Consider the following 26336-nt stretch of genomic DNA (forward strand, 5'->3'; position numbering starts at 1 on the left):
CTTTTTGTTTATCATTTGATTTATCCACGAAGTTCAGCCTGATGCTGACTTTTCACTGCTTCCAGGATAGCGTTGTGCGTCTCTTCCACTTCTTGATCCTTCAAAGTACGAAGAGGGTCTAAATAAAGCAGACGGAAAGCGAGGGATTTCTTCCCTTCATCCAAATGTTCCCCCTGATAAAGGTCGAATACTTGAACATCCTTCACTAGCGGACTTCCTGCCTCACCAATCGTCGCCTCAATCGATCCTGCAGTTACATGCTCATCTACGACAAGTGCAATGTCACGAGAAACGGAAGGGTGACGAGGGATGGTCTGGAATTTCTCTTCTTTCTTATATTCCTCAATGAGAACTTCCAGGTTTACATCAAAGACATAGGTTTCTTTCAGTCCAAGCTGCTTTTGAAGCTTCGGATGTACCTGCCCAACGAAACCGATGACTTTTCCATTGACCGACACCGTCGCCGTACGTCCTGGATGCATATGATCCAACTTCGTTTTTTCATAAGTGAAAGGAAGATCCAGCTGTTCGCTCAGCCCTTCCAATATACCTTTTGCAACGAAGAAGTCGACCGATTTTTTCTCCTGCTGCCACGGGTGTGAGAGCCACTCCCCTGTCAATGCACCTGATGCACGCAGCATTTCTTCCGGCTGTTTCGTTACTTTTTCTTCTTCACTGATAAACACAGTACCCACTTCATAGAAAGCAAGGTTTTCCTGTTTACGTGCCACATTATAGGATAGGGATTCCAACAACTCAGGTACCATGCTTAACCGAAGTGTGCCATGATCTTCACTCATTGGCATAGCTAAAGCGACAGGGCTTACGGATCTTTCCTTCACTTCAGGACTAACAAGCATTTGAGCTTTATCCTTATGAGTAAGAGAATAAGTGATGGTTTCATGAAGTCCTGCACCTTCAAAGTAGGCTTTCACTTTACGTTTCAACAGTTGCTCAAGTGTCAGGCCTCCTGCTTGTGACGCTCCTTGTGGAAGAGTATAAGGAAGATTATCGTACCCATAAATGCGCGCCACTTCTTCAAGCATATCCTCAAAGATGGTAATGTCCCCACGGCGTGTCGGAACAGACACATGGAACTCATCCCCGTTTTGATCATAGTTGAATTGAAGGCGACGGAAAATGTCGGCGATATCTTGATTGTTAATTTCAGTACCAAGTCGTTCGTTAATGGTGTTTGTGTTTACTGTGACTTGCTTTTCAGATCGGTCGAGTTCGTCATGGGCCACAACTCCATCTAAAACAGTACCTCCTGCATACTCTGCAAGAAGTTCGCAGGCTCTAAGGCCGGCACGTTCTACGCGGTTTGGATCGACACCTTTTTCAAAACGTGTGCTTGATTCACTGCGAAGCCCATGATCTTTGGAAGCTTCACGTACAACAGATGGATGGAAAAATGCTGCTTCTAAAATGATCGTTGTCGTATCATCTTGCACTTCAGACTCAGCCCCACCCATAACACCAGCAATGGCATGAGCTTTTTCCCCATTCGTAATGACGAGGTGATCGCTTTTCAGCGTACGCTCCTGGTCATCAAGGGTCGTCATTTTCTCTCCATCTTTTGCACGACGTGTAACAATGGTATTTGAACCAAAACGGTCAAAATCGAAAGCATGAAGCGGCTGTCCATATTCCATAAGTACATAGTTTGTAATATCCACGACATTATTAATTGGACGGATGCCTGCTGCAGTCAAACGGTTTCGCATCCATAGTGGAGATGGTCCGACTTGAATATCCTTTATTATGAAAGCTCCATAATAAGGGTTCGCTTCCGAATCTTCCACGAGTACAGAGACATGATCTGCTGTTTTCTCATCAGAAGTTTGGACATTTTCATCAGCCAATTCATACGCGCCGTCAATCGCCGCTGCAACTTCATAAGCTACGCCAGCCATGCTTAGAGCATCCGAACGGTTTGGTGTCAATCCAAGCTCAATGATCAAATCATCAAGGTTCAACAAGGATATGGCATTTGCCCCGACTTCCACGTCTTCAGGAAATACAAAAATACCATCAGCGAATTCTTTCGGGACCTCTTTTTCATCAACACCAAGCTCTTGAAGAGAACAAATCATACCGTTCGATTCTTCTCCACGCAGTTTGGTCTTTTTAATTTTGAAGTTGCCAGGAAGGACCGCCCCAGGTGTAGCGACAGGAACTTTTTGACCTTCTGCAACGTTCGGTGCTCCACAGACGATCTGGAGGGTTTCTCCACCAACGTCCACCTGGCAGAGATTCAATTTATCGGCGTTCGGATGCTGTTCGCAAGATTGGACGTACCCAACGACAACGCCTGTGACCTCTTCAGCTACAGGTTCTACACTTTCTACTTCAATTCCGGTCTTCGTAATAATTTCTGCCAGCTCTTCTGGCGAATAACGACTGACATCAATATATTCTTGCAACCAATTCAATGATACAAGCATGGTTTCATTCCTCCTTTAAGCCTTGTGATACTGTTCTAAGAATCGAATATCATTGGTGTAGAAGTGACGGATATCATCTACTCCATACTTCAACATCGCGATTCGCTCTGGTCCCATACCGAATGCAAATCCGGAGTATTCTTTCGGATCATATCCCGCCATCTCAAGGACGTTAGGATGAACCATTCCGCCTCCAAGAATTTCGATCCAACCCGTTCCTTTACATACGGAACAGCCTTTTCCTCCACAAACTTTACAGGATATATCCATTTCAACGGATGGTTCTGTAAAGGGGAAGAAGCTTGGACGCAAACGGATTTCACGGTCCGCTCCGAACATTTGCTTTGCAAATGCATTCAATACGCCTTTCAAATCACTCATTCGCACGTTCTTATCAACTAATAGTCCTTCAATTTGAGTGAACTGATGAGAGTGGGTCGCATCATCTGTGTCACGTCGATATACCTTACCCGGACAAATCATCTTCACGGGTTCACTGCCATCTTTAGCTCCCATAGTCCTTGCTTGTACTGGGGAAGTGTGGGTACGCATCAAAAGCTCTTCCGTAACGTAGAACGAATCCTGCATATCCCGCGCCGGGTGGCCTTTCGGTAAATTCAGTGCTTCAAAGTTGTAATAATCCGTTTCCACTTCAGGACCTTCTTTAATTTCAAAGCCCATCCCGATGAAGAGATCTTCAATTTCTTCTACGATACTCGTCAATAAGTGAGGGCCTCCAATTTTTACAGGGCGGGCAGGAAGAGTGACATCAATGCTTTCTTCTTCCAACTGCTTTTCTAAGGCTTCATCCTCAAGTGAGGTTTGCTTCTCCTCAATCGCTTGCGCAATATTTTCCCGCACATCATTAGCCAATTGCCCAATGACCGGACGCTCTTCCTTGGACAATTTGCCCATCCCTCTCAGAACTTCCGTAATCGGGCCCTTTTTTCCTAAGTACTCGACTCTTATATCCTTCAGGCCTTGAACAGAATTCGCCTGTTCGACTTTCGCAAGGGCTTCCTGTTGCAGCTCTTCTAAACGTTCCTTCATGCTTATTCCTCCTTTAAAATCGTTTCGACTCATTTTCCTTTTACGTTTCAGAACTTTTCGGGTTGAAAAACGGCTGGAAAATAAAAAAAGCCCCATCCCTGAAAAGGGACGAGACTTGTATGGTCGTTTCGCGGTACCACCCTTGTTGACACATAGACATGTGCCCACTTTGATGAGAATAACGGAAATTATCCGGGCCTAATTGGCCAGCTCCAGAGTGAAATTTCGATACATGCCACGTTAGAAGCACTTCCAGTCCAAGGTGCTTCCTCCCTAAAACGATTTACATTCATCTACTTTGCTCTTTCTAAGCTTTTCATTGTTTAATTTTTATCAACTGAATATATTATAGTCAAAGAAGGCTGTGTATGCAACCTCATCCCTTTAAATGATACATAAGAACAGCACCTGCAATTCCTACATTCAAGGACTCTGCCTGTCCATAAATCGGGATATAGACCCGTTGATCCGCTTGATTCAAAAGGTTCTCCTGAATACCCTGTCCCTCATTCCCTACAATAAGAGCAGCTTTAGAAGGGGCTTGTAGTTCTTGAAAAGGGGAAGCATCTTTCAGAGCAGAAGCCCAAATCTGGACGCCTTCTTCTTTCAGTGATTCGACAAAGTCCTTAAGCTCTCCCGTGATGACAGGAATATGGAAGATCGACCCTTGGGTAGAACGAATGACTTTATCATTATAAGCATCGACTGTACCTGAACCTAAAATAACCTGGTCAAATCCTGCTGCATCCGCGGTCCGGATCAGTGTACCTACATTCCCAGGGTCCTGAACGGAGTCCAGCATTAAGGTTAAGGCCGCTTGATTTACAGATGTCTCCTTCTGTTTGACAATTGCCGCAATACCTTGAGGAGATTCCGTTTCTGCTATTGCCCGAAACACGGAATGATTGACCATTACCGTAGGAATATCTTCAGGAATTGTAAAGTCCGTTCCTTCACGCACGATCATTTCAACGATCTCCCAATTGCTTTTAAGCACCTCTTCCACGAGATGAAGCCCTTCTACGATAAAAGTGCCTGTTTGATTTCTATATTTACGTTTATGTAGTTTTTTCCATTCCTTCACCTTTGTATTTTGTAAGGAAGTCAACATAGTAGTCCCTCATTTGCGTGTTTATTTCTCATTCATCATACATAGCAGGACCATGGTTGGTCAAACTAAAGAAGAATATTCTCGAAGTTCTGTACAAAAGGAGGTTGAATGAAGAATGAACTTGAATTTAAGAGCAGCCATTCTTTCTAACGTCAGCGGACATAATGCCGAACAATTGGAAGCGACCATCGATGATGCCTTGCAAAAAGGAGAAGAAAAAATGCTTCCTGGCCTTGGTGTCTTTTTTGAAATGTTATGGAAAGAATCTGATGAACAAGAAAGACAAGAAATCCTGGATACTTTAGAACAGGGATTGAAGCAAAATCAGTAATAAAAAAGCCAACCTGAATAAGGTTGGCTTTTTAAGTCATTGAACTTAATTAAATGTTATTTCCTGAACTTTATCTGCATCAAGACCTTTAATAACTTCAACAATCAAACGTACCGCATTTTCAAAGTCATCACGATGAAGCATCGCTGCATGAGAGTGGATGTAGCGTGTTGCAATCGTAATGGATAGCGCAGGAACTCCATCATGACTTAAGTGAATCGCCCCTGAATCCGTTCCGCCTCCTGCAAGAGAATCGAATTGGTACGGAATCGCATGGGCATCCGCCGTGTCTGTAACGAAATCACGAAGACCTTTATGTGAAATCATAGAAGCGTCATAGAGAATGATTTGTGGACCTTCACCCATTTTGCTTGAAGCATCTTTATCAGATACCCCAGGTGTATCGCCAGCGATTCCAACGTCAACACCAAAAGCGATATCCGGGTTGATTACATTGGCAGACGTACGAGCACCTCGAAGGCCTACTTCTTCCTGGACGGTTCCAACACCATAAACGATATTCGGGTGTTTTTCACCTTTCAACTGTTTCAATACTTCAATAGCGATCGCACATCCAATACGGTTGTCCCAGGCTTTTGCTAGAAGCATCTTCTCATTTTTCATTTGGGTAAATTCGAAATATGGTACGACAGAGTCTCCCGGTTTCACACCGAATTCCATCGCTTCTTCTCTACTTGAAGCACCGATATCAATAAACATATCCTTAATGTCTACTGCTTTTTTACGTTGCTCCGGAGGCAGGATATGAGGTGGTTTAGATCCAATCACACCTGTCAAATCTCCTTGACGAGTCATGATGGTCACACGCTGAGCAAGCATCACCTGGCTCCACCAGCCGCCGACAGTTTGGAAATAAATATATCCATTGTCATCAATACGGGTAACCATGAAGCCTACCTCATCCAGGTGACCAGCTACCATAACACTTGGTCCTTTTTTATTTCCTACCTTTTTCGCGATCAAGCTTCCCAGATTATCTGTAAACACTTCATCTGCGTATGGAGCGATATATTGCTTCATCACATCACGAGCTTCTCGCTCGTTACCAGGAACGCCTTTAGCGTCCGTCAGATCTTTCAACATTTGTAATGTTTCATCTTTTTTAGCCATATGTAACAATTCCTCCTTTTCCTATCCAATGGATATTATAAACCTTTTGAAGCGATTTCACAAAAAATTCAGTTTCCTGCTGCATCAGTATCCTTCATTTTGACGCTCGAAGTTGATGGCATTTTTCCTTTCGTACGCTTCAATCAATTCTTTCTCCGTAATCCCGAGAGTCAGTCCTAGTACTAAATAATCATAAAAAGCTTTTACATAGGATTGTTCATCCTTTTCTTTTTTCATATGTTGTATCGACGAATAGACAGCAAGAAAAGCTGCTGTTTGTGAACCGGATTCCTTAAGGGAAGTGGATGTATAACGATAACCTAAATCCAAACCTAAAGAAAGAAGGAAGTGGACACCATCGACATATTCTTCCAGAATGATAGCTTTCTCACTAGGTCCTTTTGTACTCCAAAATTTAAAGCATCGCGTTTCATTAGCAAGCTCTCCTAACTCAACAAGCATAGCTAATATTTTTTCATCAACCATCTGTCCTTTTTCAATTTCGTGCTGTTCTTCTATATAATGATCTAATTTCCGCTGCATGTCATACAAGCTCTTCCAATCCATAACGAATATCTCCTTCATCTTTTGTTTAGTCATCTCAACGTGATGATTTTATATATGCTCTCTTTAAAAAATTTCTCATTTAATGTATCATTTTTTGAAACAAAAGGATACGTTCATACGTATGGAAGCAAAAGAACAGTTTACAGGGAGATGAAAGAAATGATCATCTTATTATTCCGATTGCTTTTACTGATTGCCATAGCCTTCATTATTTATACCGCCTATAAATTCATTGTCAATCCCAGAAGAAAATTAGAACTTGCCAGAGACAAGAAAGAATTTTATTTTCATGATAACAAGGAAAATACAAAAGAAAACTTTTTGATGACTTTAAAAGGACATGTTTTTGAAGGGGAGAAATACTTAGGGACCACAGAGGATTCGTTTGAAGTTATTAACATTAGTGTGAGTGTGCACAATCCAGAAAAGTTACAAGGACTGGACAGAGAAGACCTTTACTTTATGGAAAAAGAAATATTGATTCGCTATCCTTATGCTTCCATCGAGTGGAAATACCCGATGAACCGCTTAATCATTCATCCCTTAAAGAATTACGATGAAAAGAAGCCCCACTCTTTCGAGTGAGGCTTTCCTTTATGAAGTCGTCTGGAAAAAATCCTTCCATAGAAAAACTTCGTATTTTTTCCGTATCAAGAAGGACACACCAATTAAAGCTCCAGAAAAGAGAATCATCATGGGAATGGAAAACAAGGAAATCCATTGTCCGACAGACGTATAAACCACGGCCAAAGGTAAATTCGCAAATAATGATGACTTCGCATATTCTTTAAAATCTGCACTGATTTCCAATAAGCAATAGGAAAGTAAATGAAAATGAATAAAGGGTACAAGTCTTAAGACCGCGACCTGCTTCACCGTCAAATGAGAATTTCTCTTTAACCATTTTTCTTTTAACGACCCCAATTTTTTCAAGCCGGAAGGTACGAGCCTGATGGTGCGATAGAATAATAAACTCGAGAGCATTGTTCCCACCACCGAATATGCACTCCCAGCAATAGGACCAAATAAAACCCCACCCGTGATACAAACAAGCATAACGGGTAAAAACAAAAAAGGTCGTAACAAATGAATAGCAATGAATAAGAGCGGTGCCCAGGCTTCTTGATGTTCTAACCATGCAAAAATGGTACTTGTTGTTTCGCCCATCTCATCCCCCTCCCTGTCTACATAATATGACAGGAGAGTTAGAGATAGAACTGATACACCAGGTAGGCTGCTCCAGCGATATAAAAGAGGCTTAAGATTGGGAAACCAAATTTGAATGAGGTGTGTTTTGTCTTATGCCTGAATACACTCATTCCAAACCATCCCCCAAGGACTCCTCCTGCTAAAGCTATTCCCCATAATTTCTTTTCTTCAATACGCCAAGATCCTTTTTTAGAACGACGTTTATCCACGCCCATCATAATGAAAAGGACCAGATTGATGACAATTCCATATATACCCACAAGGATAACAACATCCATAAAATCTCTCCCTCCTCCAAACCATTAACAGAAAAAAATCCCAAGGAATGTATAACTACTATATAAATTCCTAAGTTTACGAGTATAAAAAAGAGCCATTTCCTACCGATCGGAAATGGCTCTTTATCTTTGTCATTTTATTACTTAAGAGCAGATTTAGCTTGCTCTGCTAGGCTTGCGAAACCTTGCTCATCGTTGACAGCAAGATCAGCTAGCATCTTACGGTTAACTTCAACACCTGCAAGCTTCAAACCGTGCATTAGACGGCTGTAAGAAATGTCGTTCAAACGCGCTGCAGCGTTGATACGAGCGATCCATAGCTTACGGAAGTCGCGTTTTTTCTGGCGACGGTCACGGTAAGCATACTGACCTGATTTCATTACTTGTTGTTTTGCAGTTTTGAATAGTGCATGTTTTGAACCATAATAACCTTTTGCTAGTTTAAGGACACGGTTACGACGTTGGCGTGTCACTGTTCCACCTTTTACTCGTGGCATGGTAATCCCTCCTATTTATGTCGTTCTTTATTAGTCTTTTGGAAGCATGTGCTTGATGCGGCGGTAGTCTCCAGCAGAAACTAGTGCATCTTTACGCAACTTACGCTTTTGTTTTGTAGATTTGTTCGCGAACAAGTGGCTTGTGAATGCGTGGGAACGTTTCACTTTACCTGTTCCAGTCTTTTTGAAGCGTTTTTGAGAACCTTTATGGGTTTTCATTTTTGGCATGTGAATTTCCTCCTTTTACTTGATACAGTGACTTACTTCTCGTTAAGAGGAGCAAGCATTAAGAACATACTACGACCTTCCATTTTAGGCTTGGTCTCTACTTGGGCAATATCTTTGCACTCATCCGCCATGCGTTCAAGTACTTTTTGTCCAAGTTCTTTGTGAGTGATTGCACGACCGCGGAAACGGACAGATGCTTTCACTTTGTCACCTTTCTCCAGGAACTTACGCGCATTACGTAACTTCGTGTTGAAGTCATGGTCTTCAATCCCAGGGCTGAGACGAACTTCCTTGACTTTGATGACCGTTTGTTTCTTACGAGCTTCTTTTTCTTTCTTCTGCTGCTCGAAACGATATTTACCGTAGTCCATCACTCGGCAAACCGGAGGCTTCGCATTTGGTGCCACCATAACGAGGTCAAGATTTGCATTCGCTGCAATATCAAGAGCTTCGTTACGTGATTTAACTCCAAGTTGCTCACCATTCACGTCGATCAGACGAACTTCACGGGCACGGATTTTTTCATTAACGTTCATGTTATCCTTGCTAATATCGAGCCACCTCCAACAAATTTTAGAAAACTTATATGAGATCTGTCATCGACAAGATTTCCTGATGCAAATAAAAAAAGTGTCGGTACACATACTGCACCCACACGACTCCTAGTAATCAAAGGAATAAGTGACCTGCCAACTGCGCTGTGCGTCGATCAGGTGAGAAGCGGGTGCTCCTACTTGTCTCTAGATCCGTTCATTCAGTTACCTAAATTATAATAGCATGCCTTATGATGCATGTCAACAACTAAACTCCGCCGACATGACTACTTAAACTAGGATAAGCCATGCACCCACAAAAATCAAGGCTTTTTTAGCCACTCCCCACAATCCACCTTCTTCCACTAAAGCTCCCTTTTCTTGAAGGCTCAGTTTCGAGATGTTGTGTGATTCTAGGGGCTCCGGGAAAAGATTCGCTTTCCATGGGGCGGGCGGTGAGCCTCCTCAGGCTACGCCTTCCGGGGTCTCACCTGTCCCACACGTCCCATAGGAGTCTCACCGTTTCCCTCCGCCCCTTTACCTTATAAGTGTCTCGAAACCACTTTTAAAAGGGTGAGCTTGAATGGTTGAATGAAGCGGATGATTAGAACACCTGTATTCATTAGTAAGTTCCCAATTCTTCTCCCCTAGACGGGCATATAGTGCGTAGTATCAAGCATTTACGTATGCTAAACGTCAATGGGGTAGAGATTATATCATTCACTTCTCTTAACCATACAAGCTGGTTTTTTAAGTAGTGGTTTCGAGAACCATCCTTGGTTAAGGGGCGGAGGGGAATGGCGAGACTCCTGCGGGAAAAAAGTGCATGGTGAGACCCCACAGGACGCAGTCCGAGGAGGCTCACCGCGCTCCCGCGGAAAGCGAGCTATTCCCCGCAGCCCCCATCCACTCAATAAAAGTCTCGAAACTGAGTCTTCAACAATCCTGCCATTTAGCGAAATAAAAACCCGAAAGTCTTGTGAAAGACTTTCGGGTTTTCTTCTTTTACTTGCGTAGAAGCTTTTGATCGATTTCGTTGCGAATTTCCTGTTTGAATGTGTCCAGTGGTTTTGTTGCGGAATCTTGTTCTCCGTAACGACGGACGTTGACCGCATGATCTTCGATTTCTTTGTCACCAACCACAAGCTGGAACGGAATTTTTTGCATTTGAGCTTCACGGATCTTATAGCCGATCTTCTCATTACGCTCATCCACTTCGACACGAACACCAGCTTCACGTAACTCATCTTCAAGTTTCTTCGCATAATCCAGGTGCACGTCTGCGGAGACAGGGATGATTTTTGCCTGGACAGGAGCAAGCCAAGTCGGGAATACACCTTTATACTCTTCAATAAGGAAGGCAACAAAGCGTTCCATTGTAGACACGACTCCTCGATGGATAACAACTGGACGGTGATCTTCTCCATCTTCTCCAACGTATGTCAGATCGAAGCGTTCTGGTAAGTGGAAGTCAAGCTGAACAGTAGACAATGTTTCATCCTTGCCAAGAGCTGTCTTCACTTGAACATCGAGTTTTGGACCGTAGAAGGCCGCTTCCCCTTCTGCTTCTACATATTCAAGCTTCATATCTTCCATTGTTTCTTTCAACATCGCCTGTGCCTTATCCCACATCGCGTCATTGTCGACATACTTCTCTTTGTCTTCAGGGTCTCTGTAGGAAAGACGGAAGTAGTAATCATTGATACCAAAGTCATGATACACTTCCTGCACCAGACGAACCACTCGCTTGAATTCATCTTTCAATTGATCCGGACGAGCGAAAATGTGGGCGTCATTCAATGTCATCGCGCGTACACGCTGCAATCCTGCTAGTGCGCCGGACATTTCGTAACGGTGCATCATACCGAGCTCGGCGATACGCACAGGAAGGTTACGGTAACTGTGCAATTGATTTTTGTAGATCATCATATGGTGCGGGCAATTCATTGGACGAAGGACGAGGTCTTCGTTGTCCATTTCCATTGTTGGGAACATATCATCCTGGTAGTGATCCCAGTGTCCACTTGTTTTATATAAATCTACACTTCCAAGAACAGGTGTGTACACGTGGTCATATCCAAGACGTTCCTCTGTATCTACAATATACCGTTCGATTGTACGACGGATGGTCGCTCCTTTTGGAAGCCACATCGGCAATCCTTGACCAACCTTTTGGTTGACTGTGAAAATGTCGAGTTCTTTTCCTAACTTACGATGATCTCTTTCTTTTGCTTCTTCAAGCATTTGCAGGTACTCATCGAGATGGGCTTTCTTTTCAAAAGCTGTACCATAAATACGCTGCAACATCTGATTATCGCTGTCTCCACGCCAGTAGGCACCAGAAATGCTCAAAAGCTTGAAAACTTTGATTTTACTTGTCTGCGGAACATGAACCCCACGGCAAAGATCAAAAAATTCTCCCTGCTGATAAATAGTCACTTGCTCCCCTTCAGGGATGGCTTCGATGAGCTCAAGTTTTAAATCGTCACCGATCTCCTTGTACTTTTCAATCGCTTCTTCACGAGAAAGCTCGATGCGTTCGATCTCTAAATTCTCATCGACAATGCGCTGCATTTCTTTTTCAATCTTAGGAAGGTCCTCTGGAGTAAGGGATTCTTCCATGTCGATATCATAATAAAATCCGTTTTCAATGACAGGGCCAACACCAAGTTTCACATTGCCATAAAGTCGTTTGACCGCCTGAGCCATCAAGTGAGCGGAAGAGTGGCGCACCACTTCCAAACCTTCAGGATTTTTATATGTCAAGATTTCAACAGCTCCGTCTTGTTCAATCGGCCTTCTCAAATCATAAGGTTCGCCATCCAATTTGATGGCCAAGGCTTGTTTCTTTAAGCCAGGGGAAATCGATTGTGCGATTTCTTCACCTGTCGTACCTCTTTCAAACTCCTTTATGTTACCGTCTGGAAATTTGATTTGAATCGCATTCGACATGTTTAACACTCCTTTATCTAAAATAAATATAAAAAACGCCCGTCCCTCAGCATATAAGCTAAGGGACGAGCGTTATCACTCGTGGTTCCACCCAAATTCCCGCAAAGTAAGACCATGCGGCTTCGTTCTCCTTAACGCGGATCAGACGCTGTCTATTACTAATCGTTTGTTCACAGACAGAGCTCCAAGGTGGTAAACAATAAAGCCGTCAACAAGGAGCTTCCAGCCGATGGCCCCTCTCTCTGGTCTTGCGTCACTTTATGTTCGTGTCCTTTTCCAAGCCGTTGTTTAGATATGTACGTTATTATATCCATTTAGGAAAAGGAAATCAACCCATTTTGAAAGGAAATTGTGATTTGGGCCTCCAAGAAGCTTTTTCTTCAAAAATATTCATCAATAACTCTAAGTTTGAATGGCCCGTTTCATCTGAATAGATGATCAACTCATCAGGTGCATGAGCAAGCGCAGCTGTGACCGGCCATTCAATCGGAAGGTGAGCAATACATTCATCCGGGTATTGCTTCATGTACAATTTGGTTTCTGATTCACTGATGGGGTTCCCTTCATCATGGTAGTAGGTTAATCGACCATCATCAAGCAGATGAAGCAACTGCACGCCTGTGTCTTTATGATGGACACGGTGACGCCAGGAATCCACCATCAATTGATAGGACTCTTCCTGCTTATATTCATCAATGATCTTTCCTGTGTATTCAATAAGCGATTCATGAACGGACTGCAGGCAGGCAGCACTGAGTTCGTCAAACTCCACAAGACTTCTGGCAACCAGATAATCCTGGATGAAAGCGCGTAAATAGTGGTAGATCGGTGGAAGTTGAAGTCCTGCGGGTGGCTTATCTTCGAAGTCTTGTCCAATTTCAAGCATCCGCTGAATTTCTTGTTCATCCTCGTAATAGTACCGGTGTTTCAATACGCCTTCCATCCACCCAAGCAATTTCCTTTTGCGGATTAATTGCAAAAAGGCACGGATCGCCTCCACATAAGCTGTTCCACTCAATGAAGCATTCATCAACTTCACATCAAAGCCATCGGTATGTTCCTTGAAAATCCAAAGTTTTTGTTCTGAAACAATCGCGTTATAGAATAGGATCGCTTCCGCACGATTAGAAAAGTGAATGCAAAACACCAAAATTCCCCCTCGTCCCGACTTCATTCAACTTCTATGTTCTATGGAAGACCCCAGGACAGCTCCCTGAGGATCCGCCATTGAAAGATGGCGCACCTATGACATAAAGTTGGCTATTCCCTGTTATATTTATGTGAGAGGAGAGGGAATCATGCTATTGTCTTCCGTTTTGTAATCGTTATCCTCGTCTGTTCCGTCCATTGACGTGGACCCCTTCACTCAGTTGACGGATCCGCTCTGTAATTCTTTTTGCTTTTACTTGTTCTACATCTCCCCGGTTACTCGTCATCAACACTTTCTCTAACTCGTTCAAGTTGTAATTAGAGGTAAAGAAAACCGGAAGTCTTTCCATCATACGATAGTGAAGAATACTGCCGAGGACTTCATCTCTAAACCACGCGGATTGAGATTCCGCCCCAATATCATCAAGCATCAGTACAGGAATTTCTTTAAAAGCTTCAATCTTTTCATTCATGGAGTCATCCTTAATTGAAGCTTTAATCTCCCTCACAAATTCCGGCATGTAAATAACCATGGAAGGGATATTTTTTGAGCTCAGTTCGTTGGCGATAGCCCCAAGGAAATAAGTTTTCCCCACACCAAAAGGTCCATGAAAGTAAAGCCCTTTACTTGGCAGTTCGTCACCCAGACCTTCAATATATTGCACGGTTCGTTCTACAGCAGCTCCGCGATCAGGATCTTGAAGATCCATCCGTTCTAGAGATGCCTCAAGAATTTCCCGCGGCATGTGGAGACTTCTTACTAGGGACTTCTGCTCCTCCTGCTGTTCATGTTTCCGTTGACGGCGACATTTATCATAAATCAACTTCACATCAGAACCTTCTACTTCTACTCGTGGGACATAACCAGGAAGGATGTTGATACACTCTTCACGTGTCGGACATTTCTCACAGTTTTTTGATTGAGTGCGGTATTCATAGAGTTTAATCAACTGTTTCTCAATCGCTTCCTCTGTTAATTCCTCATGCTCCTGCATCAATTTCTTCACTTCCGTGGATTCCATAACTTCCGCCTTCATGTGGTTCATTCGCTTTTGAAACTGTTCATTGTTACGCATCCACTTTTTTAATGATTGTTGAATAGGTTCCATTGGTCTATCCCCCCTTTTAATTGCCTTTGCTCGTCAATTTCTTAATCCTTGCTGCTATGTCATCCGTATTGACTTGTACGGCTTCTTTCTTCTCATGCGGCTTTCCTTCTTCTTGTTTGAACCAGGCTGGGATCACTTCTTCTTTTTGGTTTTTACGCTTCTGAGACTTCTGCTTTCCCCATTGCTGGTATTTCTGATGTTCAGCTTTGGCAAGGTTCATCGCTTGTCTTACAGTCGTTACATTTTTTCTCGCCCAGTGACTGGCAATTTTCTCAAGGTAAGCCTTTGACAATTTCATATCGGTTTTTAACAAGACATAATGAACGAGTACATTCATGACCCCTGGCTCAATTCCTTGTTCTGTCATCACGTCACGAATCATTTTCAGGTCTTGTTCAGACGCACGATTACCATTGGAGACGTCTTCAAGTAATTCCCTTGGGGATATTTCTTCAAGCATCTGTATGAATTGATCCTCTTTTGACCCCTGAGTTGTTGTGTTTTCTACTTTCATTTTCTCTCTGCGATCTAGAGCCGAATCTGTTTGTTTGTCATTTTTTTGCTCTTTCATAAAATCATGACAAGCTGCCTTCAACTCTTCTTCTACTAAATAATGATTTTCATCAATGGCCCAGGTGACGGCTTTTTCAAGCTCTGTGTTGGAAAGGTCATATAACGTGGCCAATTGGACAATCAACTTCTTGTTTCGCCCCGTTAATATTTGTTCCGATGGATACATTCGCTTCTTCAATGCATGGTTCAACCAATGAAAGTCCACTCGGTCCATCGATGCTACCGGCCCTCTGGTTTCCTGCTGATGCTTTTGCTGCTTTGAAATGGTTTCCGTTTCTCTTTGGACCGTTTCGATCATTTTATTATGGAATACTTCATCAAAAGTCGCAGTTACTTCAGTAAATCCCTCAAGTGTTTGCCCAGTATTCAATAACCGGCTTTTTAAGCGCTCATACTTTTCCTTTCCCAACTCATGATGAAGAAGCAAGGAAAGCATATCATCAAGGAAGAACTCTTCCGGAGAAAAAGGAGGGTGCACAGAGTAAAGGTATACAGCTTGCTGATCTTCATCAATCGAACGGAACGTCCGTAGTAATCCGATGGCCTCCAATTTCCCCCTCGCCTCATATATTTTATCCAAGGGAGCAGAAAGGTAAGACATCAATGTATGGTGAGACTGTACCTGTTCCCCTTCAATCATATCCGATTCCGATATAAGAACATGATAAAGAGAAACCGCCAACCTCCCAACAATCGGCTGGTATAAATGTGACAAGGAACGATGAAAACTTCGAGGCAGCTCTCCATTTCGTATGATTTTAAAACCGTCCACTGGGAGAAGTTTGCCAATAGAGTAACTCACCGCCTCCACCTCCTTCAATCATTAAAGCTTATTCATTCTATTTCAATCAGAAAAAGACCATTCATTTCAAAACTGAAACCAAAAGGCCTTCAAAATGTAGGGTCCTAGAAAAAGAAAATGAGCCGGAACAGGCTCATTCATTGTCTTCATGTTTAATTAATTCTTTTAATTCGTCGATGAAAACATTGATGTCCTTGAACTGTCGATATACGGAAGCAAAACGAACATAAGCAACTTCATCAATGCCAGACAGACGCTCCATCACCATTTCACCGATATCCTCACTCATGACTTCAGAAACGCCACGGTTCCTTAATTCCTTTTCGATATCCATAGTCACTCGTTCCAGTTCCTCTGCGGCCACAGGTCTCTTTTCACAAGCTCGAATCAGTCCACGCATCAGTTTTTCACGACTGAACTCTTCTCTTGTGCCTTCTTTTTTCACGACAATCAGAGGAACTTCTTCAATCCGTTCAAAAGTTGTGAACCTGAATTGGCATTGTTCACACTCTCTGCGTCGTCTGATCGCCTGTCCTTCTTCGATGGGCCTGGAATCAAGGACTTTTGTACTTTTATAGTGGCAATTCGGGCACTTCACGTATGATCAACTCCACATCATCATCTTTTCGGCAGTACTCAGGAAGGATCCACCGCTGTGAACTGACTGTCCAATTTTTTATAAAGCTGAACGATTAGATTCCGGCTGTGTCCAAAATCAACGGGACCTCCTGAGTCCGTAGTGACAGAAAAGTCAACGGCTGTTCGAAAAGGGCGGACCATGATGACCGTCGCCACTATAAACGCGCGTCTATTCCCTTTATATTTGACGGTCAATTCGCCACGTTCTTTAGAACTTGCTACAATTTCTGAAGGCGCTGAAAACAATCCTTCAACAGCACGGAAAAGATCATCATGCTTAGCTTTATAATAGTGTGTGACAAGCGCAGAATCCTTATGCTCTTCACTCGTTTCGGAATGGTTGCTGAAATACCTGGAAATAAATGCTTTCACTTACCTAACCCCTTCAATTCCATTCGACATAATCTCCCTTTATTTTAACATGACTTATGAAAATAAGAAACGATTATTGAAACCTAAGGTTCTTTGATAAATTCAAGAGGGCTCATGATGGTACTAGATGCACTCTTTCTGAGAGCCCTTTTAAAAAAGGATTTTCCAACCACCATCCTCATTTATATCGCTCTATAAATAGAAAAGGAAGCCACGCATGTTGATCCTGCGTGGCTTCCTTTTCTATTATAGCGCGCGAGACTGCTGTACTTCTACAGGCCCCATTCCTCTTGGTACTTCTACTGTTTCATTTTTACCTGCTTCCAGTGCATCGACGATGTACTGAGCAGCGACATTAGGATCAATACGATCTCCGCAAGTATAAACATCAATACTTGCATACCCATGCTCTGGAAAGCTATGAATCGTCAAGTGTGATTCGGAAATGATAACCACTCCGCTAACTCCATGAGGCGCGAATTTGTGAAAAGCAACCTCACGCACTTCTGCTCCAGCTTTAAGGGCTGCATCTACAAAAACTTGTTCTATATACGACATATCGTTCAATTTTTCTTCATTACAATTCCATAGTTCAGCAATTACGTGTCTTCCCATTGTATCCATATCAAGGATCCCCCTTTGTACATTCACTTCAATACCTCTGAAATAACAGCCATGAACTACCACGGGGGAAAGTTAGTCCTGAGAGGTCCTAACCCTTTGAGTAGACATGAATTTATATGAAATTCAGAAGTTCAAGAGAAAGTATATATGGTTTACCCTTAATTTGCAAGAAATATTTTACTGGATATTGTACAACTCTTCTTGCTGCTTCCAGGGGGACTTAGATTCAAAAGGATTCGGGTTAATTATGAAACTCGGGCTTCCTTTTCTTGTTTCATCATATTGCCCACAAACTTAGCAAGATCCACCACGCGGCAGGAATATCCCCACTCATTATCATACCAGGCTAGTACTTTAACTTTACGGTCATCGATGACTTGTGTGGATAACCCATCGATAATTGCCGAAGATGAAGAAGTCGTATAATCAACGGAAACCAGTGGCTCTTCACTGTATTCCAAGATGCCTTTCATTTCTCCCTTAGCCATTCTTTCAAAGGTTTCATTCACTTCGTCTGCTGTAACTTCCCTTTTTAAATCGACGACTAGATCAACAAGAGATACATTTGGAGTCGGTACACGCAAAGCCATACCATTTAACTTTCCTTGAAGGGAAGGGATTACTTCTCCTAATGCTTTTGCTGCGCCTGTGGATGTTGGGATGATCGACTGCGTACATCCTCGGGCCCTCCGTAAATCTTTATGTGGATTATCTAAATTCTTCTGGTCATTAGTGAATGCATGCACCGTTGTCATCAAACCATTTTCAATGCCAAATTCATCCTCCAACACTTTTACTACAGGGGCAAGACAGTTGGTTGTGCAGGAAGCATTTGAGATGACATCGTGACTGCCCGGCATATAAGTCTCTTCATTCACACCCATTACAATCGTTGCATCCACTTGTTTTCCTGGTGCTGTAATGATGACTTTTTTTGCTCCAGAATCCAAGTGAAGACCTGCTTCTTCTTTCGTTTTAAACTTACCTGTTGCCTCAATAACAATATCAATATCCAGTTCATCCCATGGCAGTTCCAATGGGTTCCTTGTTGAACACAGCTTCACTTTTTTTCGATTGACGACTAAGTCTCCGTCAACGACATTGACCTCTCCTTGAAAACGACCATGCACACTATCGTATTTAATCATGTGAGCAATTGTTTCAGCTGGATAACTTGCATTAACGGCAACCAATTCCATAGATTCATCCGCCACAGCCTTTCTAAAAACCATGCGACCAATTCTTCCCAAACCATTAATAGCAATCTTTGTTTTCCCCATGCTGTTCCAGCCCCCTATATATGATATACTTTTACTCTGTAATTCCTAGATTAGTATAACATATTGCAAGCGCTTTTACATAAAGAACGAAAACTTTCTACAAAAAATAACACGCCTGCTTAGACGTGTTATATTATACGATGTCCCAACCGTGAAGTATGTCTTTTAATTGTTGTAAACTTCCTTCAACTGTGCCGGTATTATCAATGACCGCATCCGCCATTTCTGCTTTCTTTTTCACAGGGATCTGCGCACGGATCCGCTCTTCAGCATCTTCCCTCCCTGCCTGGTCTCTTTCCATCAAACGCTCTCGCTGTGTCTCTTCATCCACGTACACGACGAGAATCTTTTCTACATAATCGGTTAAGTTGCTTTCAAACAGTAACGGAATATCAAGGACGACCGCTCGATATTGTTGATTTTTATACTGTTCGCGCCGTCTGATCATCTCCTCCCTTACTTTAGGGTGGACAATGCCGTTCAATTGCTTACGCTTTGTCTCGTCGGCAAAAATGATCTTACCGAGCTTTTTCCGATCCAGGCCGCCCTCTTCTGAAAGCACCTGTTCTCCAAAAGTGGATACAATTTCCTGATAGGCAGGTTCTCCAGGTTCGACGACATCCCTTGAAATTTGATCTGCATCAATAACAGGAATATCCATATCCTTAAACATCTTCGCTACGGTACTTTTTCCACTTGCAATACTTCCTGTTAATCCGATGACTACAGTCATCCCGACACCTCCTTATGACAACTTGATCAGTCCAATGATAATAAGTAACACTCCAGGTAGAATGGATAAACTTTCTGCTTTATCACTCAGCTTTGATCCGCTTAAAATCCCACACCCGAGCATGCAAAAAGTGGCTACGGTTATCATAACTGCTGTAAATAAAACAGGAATTCCAATAAGGGCTCCACTGATTCCGGCTCCTATAGTATCAAGAGATAGTGCCGCTCCAAGCAGCCATACTTCTTTTCCGCGGATGCCACCAGAGTGGTCAACATCTGCAGCTAAAGGATCGTTCAATACTTTCGCTGGATTAAGCCATGGTTCTTTCTTTTCTTCACGATCTTTCTCTTTCCTAAAAAACTGCCATAAAAAATAGATACCAATGGCGATTAACGCAAGTGCTCCTACACGTTCGGCGTCTTCTGCAGCCACTACTGCTGCCAGTAAATGTCCAAAATAGGAAGACAACAGAAATACAATTCCAGAGACACCCGAAATTAGAAAAACGCCCCTTAAAGTAAGGCCGACCTTTTTCAAACCTAAAACGCAGCCGATTCCAAAACTATCGATGCTGACTGCCGTAACGAACAAAAAAATAAACATGCCAATTCCCATCTATCCCACACCTTCATAACTTAAGCTGTGGGATAGTATATGGGGGTTTACCTAGTAGTGTGTAAAGGCTGACAATGAGGACAAATATGAGTTCCCCTGCCGCTCACTTTCAACTTTGTAATCGGAGTACCACATTGAATACATTCCGTATCCTGCTTCCCGTACACACGAAGCTTCTGTTGAAACATTCCAATCTCTCCCTGACTGTTCAAGTAAGAGCGAATCGTCGTTCCTCCCTGTTCAATCGCTTCGAGGATGACAGAAATACTGGCTTCTCGAACCTTTTCAACTTCCGCGTTCGTCAGTGTATTTGCAATTCTTTCAGGGTGAATTCCTGCCCTGTAGAGGGCTTCGTCTACATAGATATTTCCTAAGCCTGCTACAATCGATTGGTCAAGCAGGACCGCTTTCATATTTCTAGTCGTCTTTTTAAGTCTCTCATAGAAATAATCCGTGGTGAATGCTTCATTGAATGGATCAGGTCCTAATTGAATAAGCGGTTTATTTTCAAGCTCCATGCCTTTAGGAAAAGCATGCATGGTACCGAATTTACGTACATCGTTATAGCGCAGTTCTGTTCCATCCGTAAAATGAAAAATCACATGTGTGTGCTTCGGCCTTTCGAGCGTCCCCTCATACACACCGAATTTCCCTTCCATTCGCAAGTGTGAAACAAGGGCAATGTCATCCATATGAAAGATCAGAAACTTCCCTTTCCGATCAATGTCCTGAATGGTCTGACCCACCAGTAGCTGTTCAAACTCTTTAGGGTCTTGAGGTTGTTTAATGATGTTCCCCCAAAAAATGGAGACCTTTTCAATCTCTTTTCCTAGGGCGAGGTGTTTCAATGTTTTTCTGACTGTTTCTACTTCCGGTAACTCTGGCATCGTTGCATTCTCCTCTTACTTTGCATCATACCATGTGTCCCCATAGGAAGAATCGACCTTTAATGGGACATCTAAATCCACGGTACTTTCCATGACAGATGATACAATTTCTTCTAATTGCTCCACTTCTTCTTTTGGTGCTTCGATGATCAATTCATCATGCACTTGCAGCAAAACCTTGGCCTGCATTTTCTCTTCCTCCAGTCTTTCTTCGAGGTCGATCATCGCTTTTTTGATAATATCTGCGGCGCTTCCTTGAATTGGTGTATTCATCGCCGTTCGCTCGGCAAAGCTTCGCTTATTAAAATTCCGGCTCGTGATATCAGGGAGATATCGTCTGCGGTTCATGAAGGTTGAGACATACCCTGTCTCTTTGGCTTCCCTAACAGTGTCGTCCATATAAGACTTGACTCCAGGATAGCTTTCAAAATATTTATCAATGAAAGCTTGTGCTTCTTTTCTCGTAATGCCAAGGCTCTGGGACAGGCCATAATCACTGATTCCGTAAACGATCCCGAAGTTTACTGCCTTCGCCTGTCTTCTCATTTCACTCGTTACTTCGCTGCTTGATACACCAAAAACTTCACTTGCAGTCTGAGTATGGATATCTTCCCCTTCTTTAAATGCCTGCATAAGCTTTTCATCCTGAGCAATATGTGCAAGGACACGAAGTTCAATTTGAGAATAGTCACTGGCAAACATGACCCACTCTTTTTGGGAGGGGATAAAAGCCTGCCTTATTTTACGTCCTTCTTCAAGACGAATCGGGATATTTTGCAAGTTAGGATCTGTGGAACTTAACCGACCGGTTTGTGTCAGGGCTTGATTAAAGCGTGTATGAATCTTCCCTGTTTCTTCATGAACCACTTTAAGAAGGCCTTCAATATAAGTCGACTTCAGCTTCCTGAGCTGCCGGTTAAGAAGAATTTTAGGAATGATCTCATGTTGATCCTCCAACTGCTCTAAAACGTCTGCAGAAGTGGAATAACCCGTCTTGGTCTTTTTGATCACCGGAAGCTCTAGTTTTTCAAATAATATCGGACCTAGCTGCTTAGGAGAATTCAAGTTAAAACTTTCTCCTGCAAGGTCGTAGATTTCCTGCTCGACCTTATTCAACCGTTCTTCCAGTTCTTCTCCCATATTCTTTAACCTCTGGACGTCCACACTAACTCCGCGGTGCTCCATCCGCCCAAGAATAAGCGCTAAAGGCATTTCGAGTTCCCTGAACAAATGATATTGTTCGTTTTCTTTCAATTTCATTTCCATATCATCTTTCAAGTGATAAAGAAGATCTGCTTTTCTGCCGATGTGCTCATAGAACACATCATCATCATCTGGGCGTTTCATTTTTGCGCCTTTTCCATACACTTCTTCATCATATTTGACGGCTGTTTCACCCAATCGGTGGCCAATCGCAGGAATATCATGATTATTTTCAGCGGGGTTGATTAAATAAGAAGCCAGTAATAGATCAAACGTGATTCCTTTCATTTCAATGCCATGACGTAAAAGAGCGACACACGTCCTTTTGGCATCGAACACCCATTTTTCATTTTCTGCACTCTCCGCCCATGCTTGGAAAGCGTCCGATTTTTTAGCATCCTCCATAGAGAGCACGAACTTCCTTTGATCGTTTACAATAGCAATCCCTTCGACCGGAGCCGTATGGTAATTATCATAAAGCATTTCAACAACGACCGACTCTCTTCCAGTGAAAAGGTCTGATTGAATATCCTCCACAACTTCTATATCAATTTCAGGGAGTTCTTGAGCTTCCTCAGATGATGCACCGCCTTCCTGAACACGGGAGAGCAACGATTGGAAGCCGAGATCTTTAAAAAACTCACTCACTTTTTGGGATTGGTAACCGGCATAGCCGATATCAGAAATGCTTATTTCAATCGGAGCTGCGCGCTCGATAGTAACAAGCTGTTGACTCATGAATGCTTCTTCTTTATTCGTCTCCAGCTTTTCTTTCAATTTCTTACCGCTCACATCATTTAAATGCTCATAGAGGTTTTCAAGCGTATCAAATTGTTTCAAGAGTTTTACCGCTGTTTTCTCCCCGACACCAGGTACACCAGGGATATTATCGGAACTATCTCCCATGAGCGCTTTCAAATCAATGATCTGATCGGGACGGACTTCCATCTTTTCCATAAGGAAAGAGGGGGTGTATGTATCAACATTGGTAATCCCTTTCTTTGTGAGGCTCACAGTGATCTGCTCATTCACTAGTTGGAGAAGGTCCTTGTCTCCGGAAATCACTTTCACTTCCAAGCCCTTATCTCCCGCTTGCGTAGCAAGGGTACCGATGATATCGTCCGCTTCATAATTCTTAAGCTGATAATAATTGACTTCAAACGCATCCAGAAGCTCCTTGAGGACGGGAAACTGTTCGGATAGTTCAGAAGGAGTTTTCTGCCGACCACCCTTATAATCCTTGTATGTTTTATGGCGGAATGTGGTTTTACCAGCATCAAATGCAACAAGCAGATGATCCGGTTGATCCTCTTCAAGAATTTTTAACAACATGGTGGTAAAACCATAAACGGCGTTCGTGTAAACCCCTTTATCATTATTCAACAGGGGCAGTGCAAAAAATGCCCGGTATGCAATACTGTTTCCATCAATTAATACAACTTTCTCTGCCATTGGCTCACTCCTCATTTTAGAAGATGCTCAAAGGAGATCTTCATCTGTTTCTTCCACTTAGTCTTCGTTCATTTAATGAATCAATGTATGCTTCTTCAATGGAATCTAGAGTTCCAATGCTCGATAAAAAACGCCTTTTTCACCATTCTACCATGTTTACAGTAGAGAGGAAAAAGGCGCGCCTTTTCTGTTATTCAAAATACCCTAAAAGCAATTCAGCATAAGGGGAATCCTGCGGGAGGATAATAGTTGTCTCCCCATCGATTGTCTTTTTATAGGATTCTAAGGTGCGATAAAGTTGATAGAATTCTGGATCTTGAGCAAACGCATTGTTATAAATCTGGGCAGCTTCCTGTTCACCTTCTGCCCGGATTTTTTCAGCATTTGCTCGAGCTGTGGACAGCATTTCCTGCACTTCTCGATCCACTTCCGCCCGAATTCTACTCTTATCCGCTTCCCCTTCTGACAAGTACTGTTGAGCAATTTTTTCGCGGTCGGTAATCATTTGATTAAAGACTGCTTCTTCATTCGCTTCCGGCAGATCAGAACGCTTAATCCGCACGTCATCTACAACGATACCGTAATTATCTCTTTGCAGATATTCGTTAACTTTGGCCGTGATTTCTTCATTCAATACTCCTCTGGAGCTCTCTTCTTCATTAATGATCTCAGAGAAATTCATCTTTCCTAACTCCGAACGCACAATAGAGAAAATAAACTCTCCCATTCGCGCTTCTGCATTCATTTCAGTACGGGCGTTAGCTATCATGTTTTCTGGGTCAGTGATGCTCCATATCGCATAATTATCGATAATCATCCGCTTTTTATCTAATGTGGTGATCTCTTTTTCATCTACATCGTAGACCATTTTCTTTTTAGAGAGTGTGGTAACTTCTTGTACTAATGGAATTTTGAATTTAAGTCCGGGTTTTTCGTGAATTTTAACAACATCTCCAAATTGACGAACCACCTTATACTCGCCTTCTTTAGCAATGACGATTGAATTTATACCTACAAGAAGAATTCCGATAATGACAAGTAATGTGATCCCGGCTTTTACATACTTTTTAAGGTCTTTCTTTTGTTTTTCATTTTCATTGAATATTTCTTCATTCATGATTCCTCACTCTCCTCGTCCTCCGTCGAACCAGGTACTACATTTTGAACCGTTCCTTGGTTTAAAGGCAGGTATTTCATCGTGTTTCCATCATCATTCATAATGTACACATTAGCCTCTGGAAGCACTTCCTCAAGTGTCTCCATGACCAGACGCTCACGTGTAATCGCTTCGTTGCCCTGGTATTCTTCAAGCAATGCATTGAAACTCGCAACAGCTCCGGTAGCCTGTTGGATTCTCTCTACTTTCGCACCTTCTGATCGTTGTATGATCGCATCCTTTTCCCCGAGGGCTTCCTCGCGTTTCTGGTTAGCATATTTTTCAGCTTCATTCACTTTACTTTGCTTTTGTTCTCTGGCATCTGTCACCTTTGTAAACGCAGATCGCACATCCTTATTAGGAAGATCGACCTCCTGAAGGCGCACATCTATAATAGAAACACCAATTTCATAGCCTTCAACCAGACTGACCAGACCTTCCCGTACCTCATTTTCGATTTCTGCTTTACCGGAAGTTAGAGCCTCATCAATCTCACTACTTCCTATAACACCTCTAAGTGAAGAAGATGTGGCATTGAACAACACTTGTTCTGGATTCTCAGAGGCAAACAAGTAGGCTGCTGGGTCCGTGATTTTCCACTGAACCACGAGATCGGCCTGTAAAATCATATCATCCCCTGTAATCATCGTTACCTTATCCGTTTCTTCTCCGCTGTCATCGAAACCAAAATCCAAACTGAAGGTTTCTTTCGACATTTTTTCTACTTCTTGAATCGGCCACGGCATTTTGAAGTGCAACCCCGGTTCTGTTATGCCATCTTCAGCCTTTCCGAACGTAAGGACCACAGCCTGCTCTGATTCATCCACGGTGTACCATGTCGTGATAAGCGCAATAATCAACAACACAGCCACTACCACCAGGCCCGTCCATTTATAAATTTGTTTAAGACTCATATCGACTTCCCCTTTACCTTTTCTGGATAATATAATTACGATTATGTAACAAAAAGGTTTCAAAAAAGTAAACTACGCTTCATTCTTCACCTAAAGCTCCCTTTAGTGGAAGACTCAGTTTCGAGACAATTGTGTGGTTCTAGGGGCTCCGGGAAACGATTCGCTTTCCATGGGGCGGGCGGTAAGCCTCCTCAGGCTCCGCCTTCCGGGGTCTCACCTGTCCCACACGTCCCATAGGAGTCTCACCGTTTCCCTCCGCCCCTTGACCTTATAAGTGTCTCGAAACCACTTCTGAAAGGGTCAGTTTGAATGGTTGAGGGAAGTGGATAATTCGAACACCTTTATTCATAAATAAGGTTCCAATTCTTCCCCCCTAGGCAGGCGTATAGTGTGTTGTATCAAGCATTTGCGTTTGCTAAACGTCAATGGGATAGAGTTTACATCATTCACTTCTCATAACCACACAAGCTGATTTTTCCAGTAGTGGTTTCGAG

26 protein-coding genes and 2 other annotated features are annotated in these 26336 nt (G+C 42.8%); of the genes, 2 read left to right on the forward strand and 24 right to left on the reverse strand.

Features of this window, described 5'->3' with window-relative positions; translation table 11 throughout:
* Nucleotides 1-20: 20 nt before the first annotated feature.
* From pheT to VKA52_RS03760, 3 genes are all read right to left on the reverse strand, one after another.
* The gene (pheT, locus tag VKA52_RS03750; RefSeq protein WP_326314243.1) at nt 21-2447 is read right to left on the reverse strand and encodes a phenylalanine--tRNA ligase subunit beta; all 2427 of its coding nucleotides are present in this window, start codon (nt 2445-2447) and stop codon (nt 21-23) included.
* Between the two features lie 15 nt (nt 2448-2462).
* Nucleotides 2463-3497, reverse strand: coding sequence for a phenylalanine--tRNA ligase subunit alpha (gene pheS / locus VKA52_RS03755; protein WP_326314244.1), 1035 nt, complete (start codon nt 3495-3497; stop codon nt 2463-2465).
* Nucleotides 3498-3598: 101 nt separating this feature from the next.
* Nucleotides 3599-3816: a binding site (T-box leader), on the reverse strand.
* A 57-nt stretch (nt 3817-3873) separates the two neighbouring features.
* Complete coding sequence (locus tag VKA52_RS03760; RefSeq protein ID WP_326314245.1) at nt 3874-4608, reverse strand: TrmH family RNA methyltransferase; 735 nt, start codon at nt 4606-4608, stop codon at nt 3874-3876.
* Between the two features lie 115 nt (nt 4609-4723).
* Between VKA52_RS03760 and sspI the strand changes: the two genes are divergently transcribed.
* Nucleotides 4724-4939: a small acid-soluble spore protein SspI gene (gene sspI, locus VKA52_RS03765; protein ID WP_035509556.1), complete on the forward strand. Its 216-nt coding sequence runs from the start codon at nt 4724-4726 to the stop codon at nt 4937-4939.
* 45 nt (nt 4940-4984) lie between these two features.
* On the opposite strand, the gene VKA52_RS03770 is transcribed toward sspI, so the two are convergent.
* Complete coding sequence (locus VKA52_RS03770) at nt 4985-6070, reverse strand: M42 family metallopeptidase (protein ID WP_326314246.1); 1086 nt, start codon at nt 6068-6070, stop codon at nt 4985-4987.
* Between the two features lie 84 nt (nt 6071-6154).
* Nucleotides 6155-6637 (reverse strand): dUTP diphosphatase, encoded by a 483-nt coding sequence (locus VKA52_RS03775; protein WP_326314247.1) that lies wholly within the window; start codon nt 6635-6637, stop codon nt 6155-6157.
* Between the two features lie 159 nt (nt 6638-6796).
* Between VKA52_RS03775 and VKA52_RS03780 the strand changes: the two genes are divergently transcribed.
* Nucleotides 6797-7222 (forward strand): sigma-w pathway protein ysdB, encoded by a 426-nt coding sequence (locus VKA52_RS03780; protein WP_160915563.1) that lies wholly within the window; start codon nt 6797-6799, stop codon nt 7220-7222.
* 9 nt (nt 7223-7231) lie between these two features.
* Here the strand turns inward: VKA52_RS03780 and VKA52_RS03785 are convergent, their stop codons facing one another.
* The 19 genes from VKA52_RS03785 to hflK form a co-directional block, all read right to left on the reverse strand.
* Complete coding sequence (locus tag VKA52_RS03785; protein WP_160915565.1) at nt 7232-7804, reverse strand: TVP38/TMEM64 family protein; 573 nt, start codon at nt 7802-7804, stop codon at nt 7232-7234.
* A gap of 38 nt (nt 7805-7842) precedes the next feature.
* Nucleotides 7843-8124, reverse strand: coding sequence for a DUF1294 domain-containing protein (locus VKA52_RS03790; protein WP_160915567.1), 282 nt, complete (start codon nt 8122-8124; stop codon nt 7843-7845).
* A 140-nt stretch (nt 8125-8264) separates the two neighbouring features.
* A complete protein-coding gene (rplT, locus tag VKA52_RS03795) occupies nt 8265-8621 on the reverse strand; it encodes a 50S ribosomal protein L20 (RefSeq protein ID WP_089650567.1) in 357 nt (118 codons plus the stop codon).
* A gap of 30 nt (nt 8622-8651) precedes the next feature.
* A complete protein-coding gene (gene rpmI / locus VKA52_RS03800; protein WP_035509568.1) occupies nt 8652-8849 on the reverse strand; it encodes a 50S ribosomal protein L35 in 198 nt (65 codons plus the stop codon).
* Nucleotides 8850-8881: 32 nt separating this feature from the next.
* Nucleotides 8882-9385 carry a translation initiation factor IF-3 gene (gene infC, locus VKA52_RS03805; protein WP_160915569.1) on the reverse strand — a complete coding sequence of 168 codons (504 nt, stop codon included), beginning with the start codon at nt 9383-9385 and terminating at the stop codon, nt 8882-8884.
* An 82-nt stretch (nt 9386-9467) separates the two neighbouring features.
* Nucleotides 9468-9591: a sequence feature (ribosomal protein L20 leader region), on the reverse strand.
* A 796-nt stretch (nt 9592-10387) separates the two neighbouring features.
* The gene (thrS, locus tag VKA52_RS03810; protein WP_326314250.1) at nt 10388-12334 is read right to left on the reverse strand and encodes a threonine--tRNA ligase; all 1947 of its coding nucleotides are present in this window, start codon (nt 12332-12334) and stop codon (nt 10388-10390) included.
* A gap of 328 nt (nt 12335-12662) precedes the next feature.
* The gene (gene ytxC, locus VKA52_RS03815) at nt 12663-13481 is read right to left on the reverse strand and encodes a sporulation protein YtxC (protein ID WP_160915573.1); all 819 of its coding nucleotides are present in this window, start codon (nt 13479-13481) and stop codon (nt 12663-12665) included.
* 178 nt (nt 13482-13659) lie between these two features.
* Nucleotides 13660-14592 carry a primosomal protein DnaI gene (dnaI, locus tag VKA52_RS03820; protein ID WP_206947566.1) on the reverse strand — a complete coding sequence of 311 codons (933 nt, stop codon included), beginning with the start codon at nt 14590-14592 and terminating at the stop codon, nt 13660-13662.
* A 16-nt stretch (nt 14593-14608) separates the two neighbouring features.
* Nucleotides 14609-15967, reverse strand: a complete 1359-nt coding sequence (locus VKA52_RS03825) for a replication initiation and membrane attachment family protein (protein ID WP_160915577.1) — start codon at nt 15965-15967, stop codon at nt 14609-14611.
* Between the two features lie 133 nt (nt 15968-16100).
* A complete protein-coding gene (gene nrdR / locus VKA52_RS03830; protein WP_160915579.1) occupies nt 16101-16565 on the reverse strand; it encodes a transcriptional regulator NrdR in 465 nt (154 codons plus the stop codon).
* Between the two features lie 38 nt (nt 16566-16603).
* Nucleotides 16604-16978, reverse strand: a complete 375-nt coding sequence (locus VKA52_RS03835; protein WP_160915581.1) for a cytosolic protein — start codon at nt 16976-16978, stop codon at nt 16604-16606.
* A gap of 246 nt (nt 16979-17224) precedes the next feature.
* Nucleotides 17225-17602, reverse strand: a complete 378-nt coding sequence (gene speD, locus VKA52_RS03840; protein ID WP_115824217.1) for an adenosylmethionine decarboxylase — start codon at nt 17600-17602, stop codon at nt 17225-17227.
* A 245-nt stretch (nt 17603-17847) separates the two neighbouring features.
* Nucleotides 17848-18882, reverse strand: a complete 1035-nt coding sequence (locus VKA52_RS03845) for a glyceraldehyde-3-phosphate dehydrogenase (RefSeq protein ID WP_160915583.1) — start codon at nt 18880-18882, stop codon at nt 17848-17850.
* A gap of 133 nt (nt 18883-19015) precedes the next feature.
* Nucleotides 19016-19615: a dephospho-CoA kinase gene (coaE, locus tag VKA52_RS03850; protein ID WP_326314251.1), complete on the reverse strand. Its 600-nt coding sequence runs from the start codon at nt 19613-19615 to the stop codon at nt 19016-19018.
* 12 nt (nt 19616-19627) lie between these two features.
* On the reverse strand, nt 19628-20230 hold the full coding sequence (ytaF, locus tag VKA52_RS03855) for a sporulation membrane protein YtaF (RefSeq protein WP_326314252.1): 603 nt from the start codon (nt 20228-20230) through the stop codon (nt 19628-19630).
* A gap of 47 nt (nt 20231-20277) precedes the next feature.
* Nucleotides 20278-21117 carry a DNA-formamidopyrimidine glycosylase gene (gene mutM, locus VKA52_RS03860; RefSeq protein WP_326314253.1) on the reverse strand — a complete coding sequence of 280 codons (840 nt, stop codon included), beginning with the start codon at nt 21115-21117 and terminating at the stop codon, nt 20278-20280.
* A 15-nt stretch (nt 21118-21132) separates the two neighbouring features.
* A complete protein-coding gene (polA, locus tag VKA52_RS03865) occupies nt 21133-23772 on the reverse strand; it encodes a DNA polymerase I (RefSeq protein WP_326314254.1) in 2640 nt (879 codons plus the stop codon).
* A gap of 190 nt (nt 23773-23962) precedes the next feature.
* Entirely contained in the window at nt 23963-24889 is a 927-nt protein-coding gene (hflC, locus tag VKA52_RS03870; RefSeq protein WP_326314255.1) for a protease modulator HflC, read from the reverse strand.
* Nucleotides 24886-25842 (reverse strand): FtsH protease activity modulator HflK, encoded by a 957-nt coding sequence (hflK, locus tag VKA52_RS03875; protein ID WP_160915594.1) that lies wholly within the window; start codon nt 25840-25842, stop codon nt 24886-24888. Before hflK ends, hflC begins: the two co-directional genes overlap by 4 nt.
* Nucleotides 25843-26336 lie beyond the last annotated feature (494 nt).

The sequence above is a fragment of the Halobacillus sp. HZG1 genome (assembly GCF_035818575.1).
Classification (GTDB): domain Bacteria; phylum Bacillota; class Bacilli; order Bacillales; family Halobacillaceae; genus Halobacillus; species Halobacillus litoralis.

Coding starts and splice junctions, on each gene's coding strand:
- coaE (WP_326314251.1), bottom strand. CDS start 19,615: ATGACTGTAGTCATCGGATTAACAGGAAGTATTGCAAGTGGAAAAAGT.
- pheT (WP_326314243.1), bottom strand. CDS start 2,447: ATGCTTGTATCATTGAATTGGTTGCAAGAATATATTGATGTCAGTCGT.
- VKA52_RS03790 (WP_160915567.1), bottom strand. CDS start 8,124: ATGGATGTTGTTATCCTTGTGGGTATATATGGAATTGTCATCAATCTG.
- VKA52_RS03770 (WP_326314246.1), bottom strand. CDS start 6,070: ATGGCTAAAAAAGATGAAACATTACAAATGTTGAAAGATCTGACGGAC.
- VKA52_RS03775 (WP_326314247.1), bottom strand. CDS start 6,637: ATGGATTGGAAGAGCTTGTATGACATGCAGCGGAAATTAGATCATTAT.
- mutM (WP_326314253.1), bottom strand. CDS start 21,117: ATGCCAGAGTTACCGGAAGTAGAAACAGTCAGAAAAACATTGAAACAC.
- rpmI (WP_035509568.1), bottom strand. CDS start 8,849: ATGCCAAAAATGAAAACCCATAAAGGTTCTCAAAAACGCTTCAAAAAG.
- hflC (WP_326314255.1), bottom strand. CDS start 24,889: ATGAATGAAGAAATATTCAATGAAAATGAAAAACAAAAGAAAGACCTT.
- thrS (WP_326314250.1), bottom strand. CDS start 12,334: ATGTCGAATGCGATTCAAATCAAATTTCCAGACGGTAACATAAAGGAG.
- pheS (WP_326314244.1), bottom strand. CDS start 3,497: ATGAAGGAACGTTTAGAAGAGCTGCAACAGGAAGCCCTTGCGAAAGTC.
- VKA52_RS03760 (WP_326314245.1), bottom strand. CDS start 4,608: ATGTTGACTTCCTTACAAAATACAAAGGTGAAGGAATGGAAAAAACTA.
- rplT (WP_089650567.1), bottom strand. CDS start 8,621: ATGCCACGAGTAAAAGGTGGAACAGTGACACGCCAACGTCGTAACCGT.
- VKA52_RS03785 (WP_160915565.1), bottom strand. CDS start 7,804: ATGGGCGAAACAACAAGTACCATTTTTGCATGGTTAGAACATCAAGAA.
- sspI (WP_035509556.1), top strand. CDS start 4,724: ATGAACTTGAATTTAAGAGCAGCCATTCTTTCTAACGTCAGCGGACAT.
- hflK (WP_160915594.1), bottom strand. CDS start 25,842: ATGAGTCTTAAACAAATTTATAAATGGACGGGCCTGGTGGTAGTGGCT.
- infC (WP_160915569.1), bottom strand. CDS start 9,385: ATGAACGTTAATGAAAAAATCCGTGCCCGTGAAGTTCGTCTGATCGAC.
- VKA52_RS03780 (WP_160915563.1), top strand. CDS start 6,797: ATGATCATCTTATTATTCCGATTGCTTTTACTGATTGCCATAGCCTTC.
- VKA52_RS03845 (WP_160915583.1), bottom strand. CDS start 18,882: ATGGGGAAAACAAAGATTGCTATTAATGGTTTGGGAAGAATTGGTCGC.
- polA (WP_326314254.1), bottom strand. CDS start 23,772: ATGGCAGAGAAAGTTGTATTAATTGATGGAAACAGTATTGCATACCGG.
- ytaF (WP_326314252.1), bottom strand. CDS start 20,230: ATGGGAATTGGCATGTTTATTTTTTTGTTCGTTACGGCAGTCAGCATC.
- dnaI (WP_206947566.1), bottom strand. CDS start 14,592: ATGGAACCTATTCAACAATCATTAAAAAAGTGGATGCGTAACAATGAA.
- speD (WP_115824217.1), bottom strand. CDS start 17,602: ATGGATACAATGGGAAGACACGTAATTGCTGAACTATGGAATTGTAAT.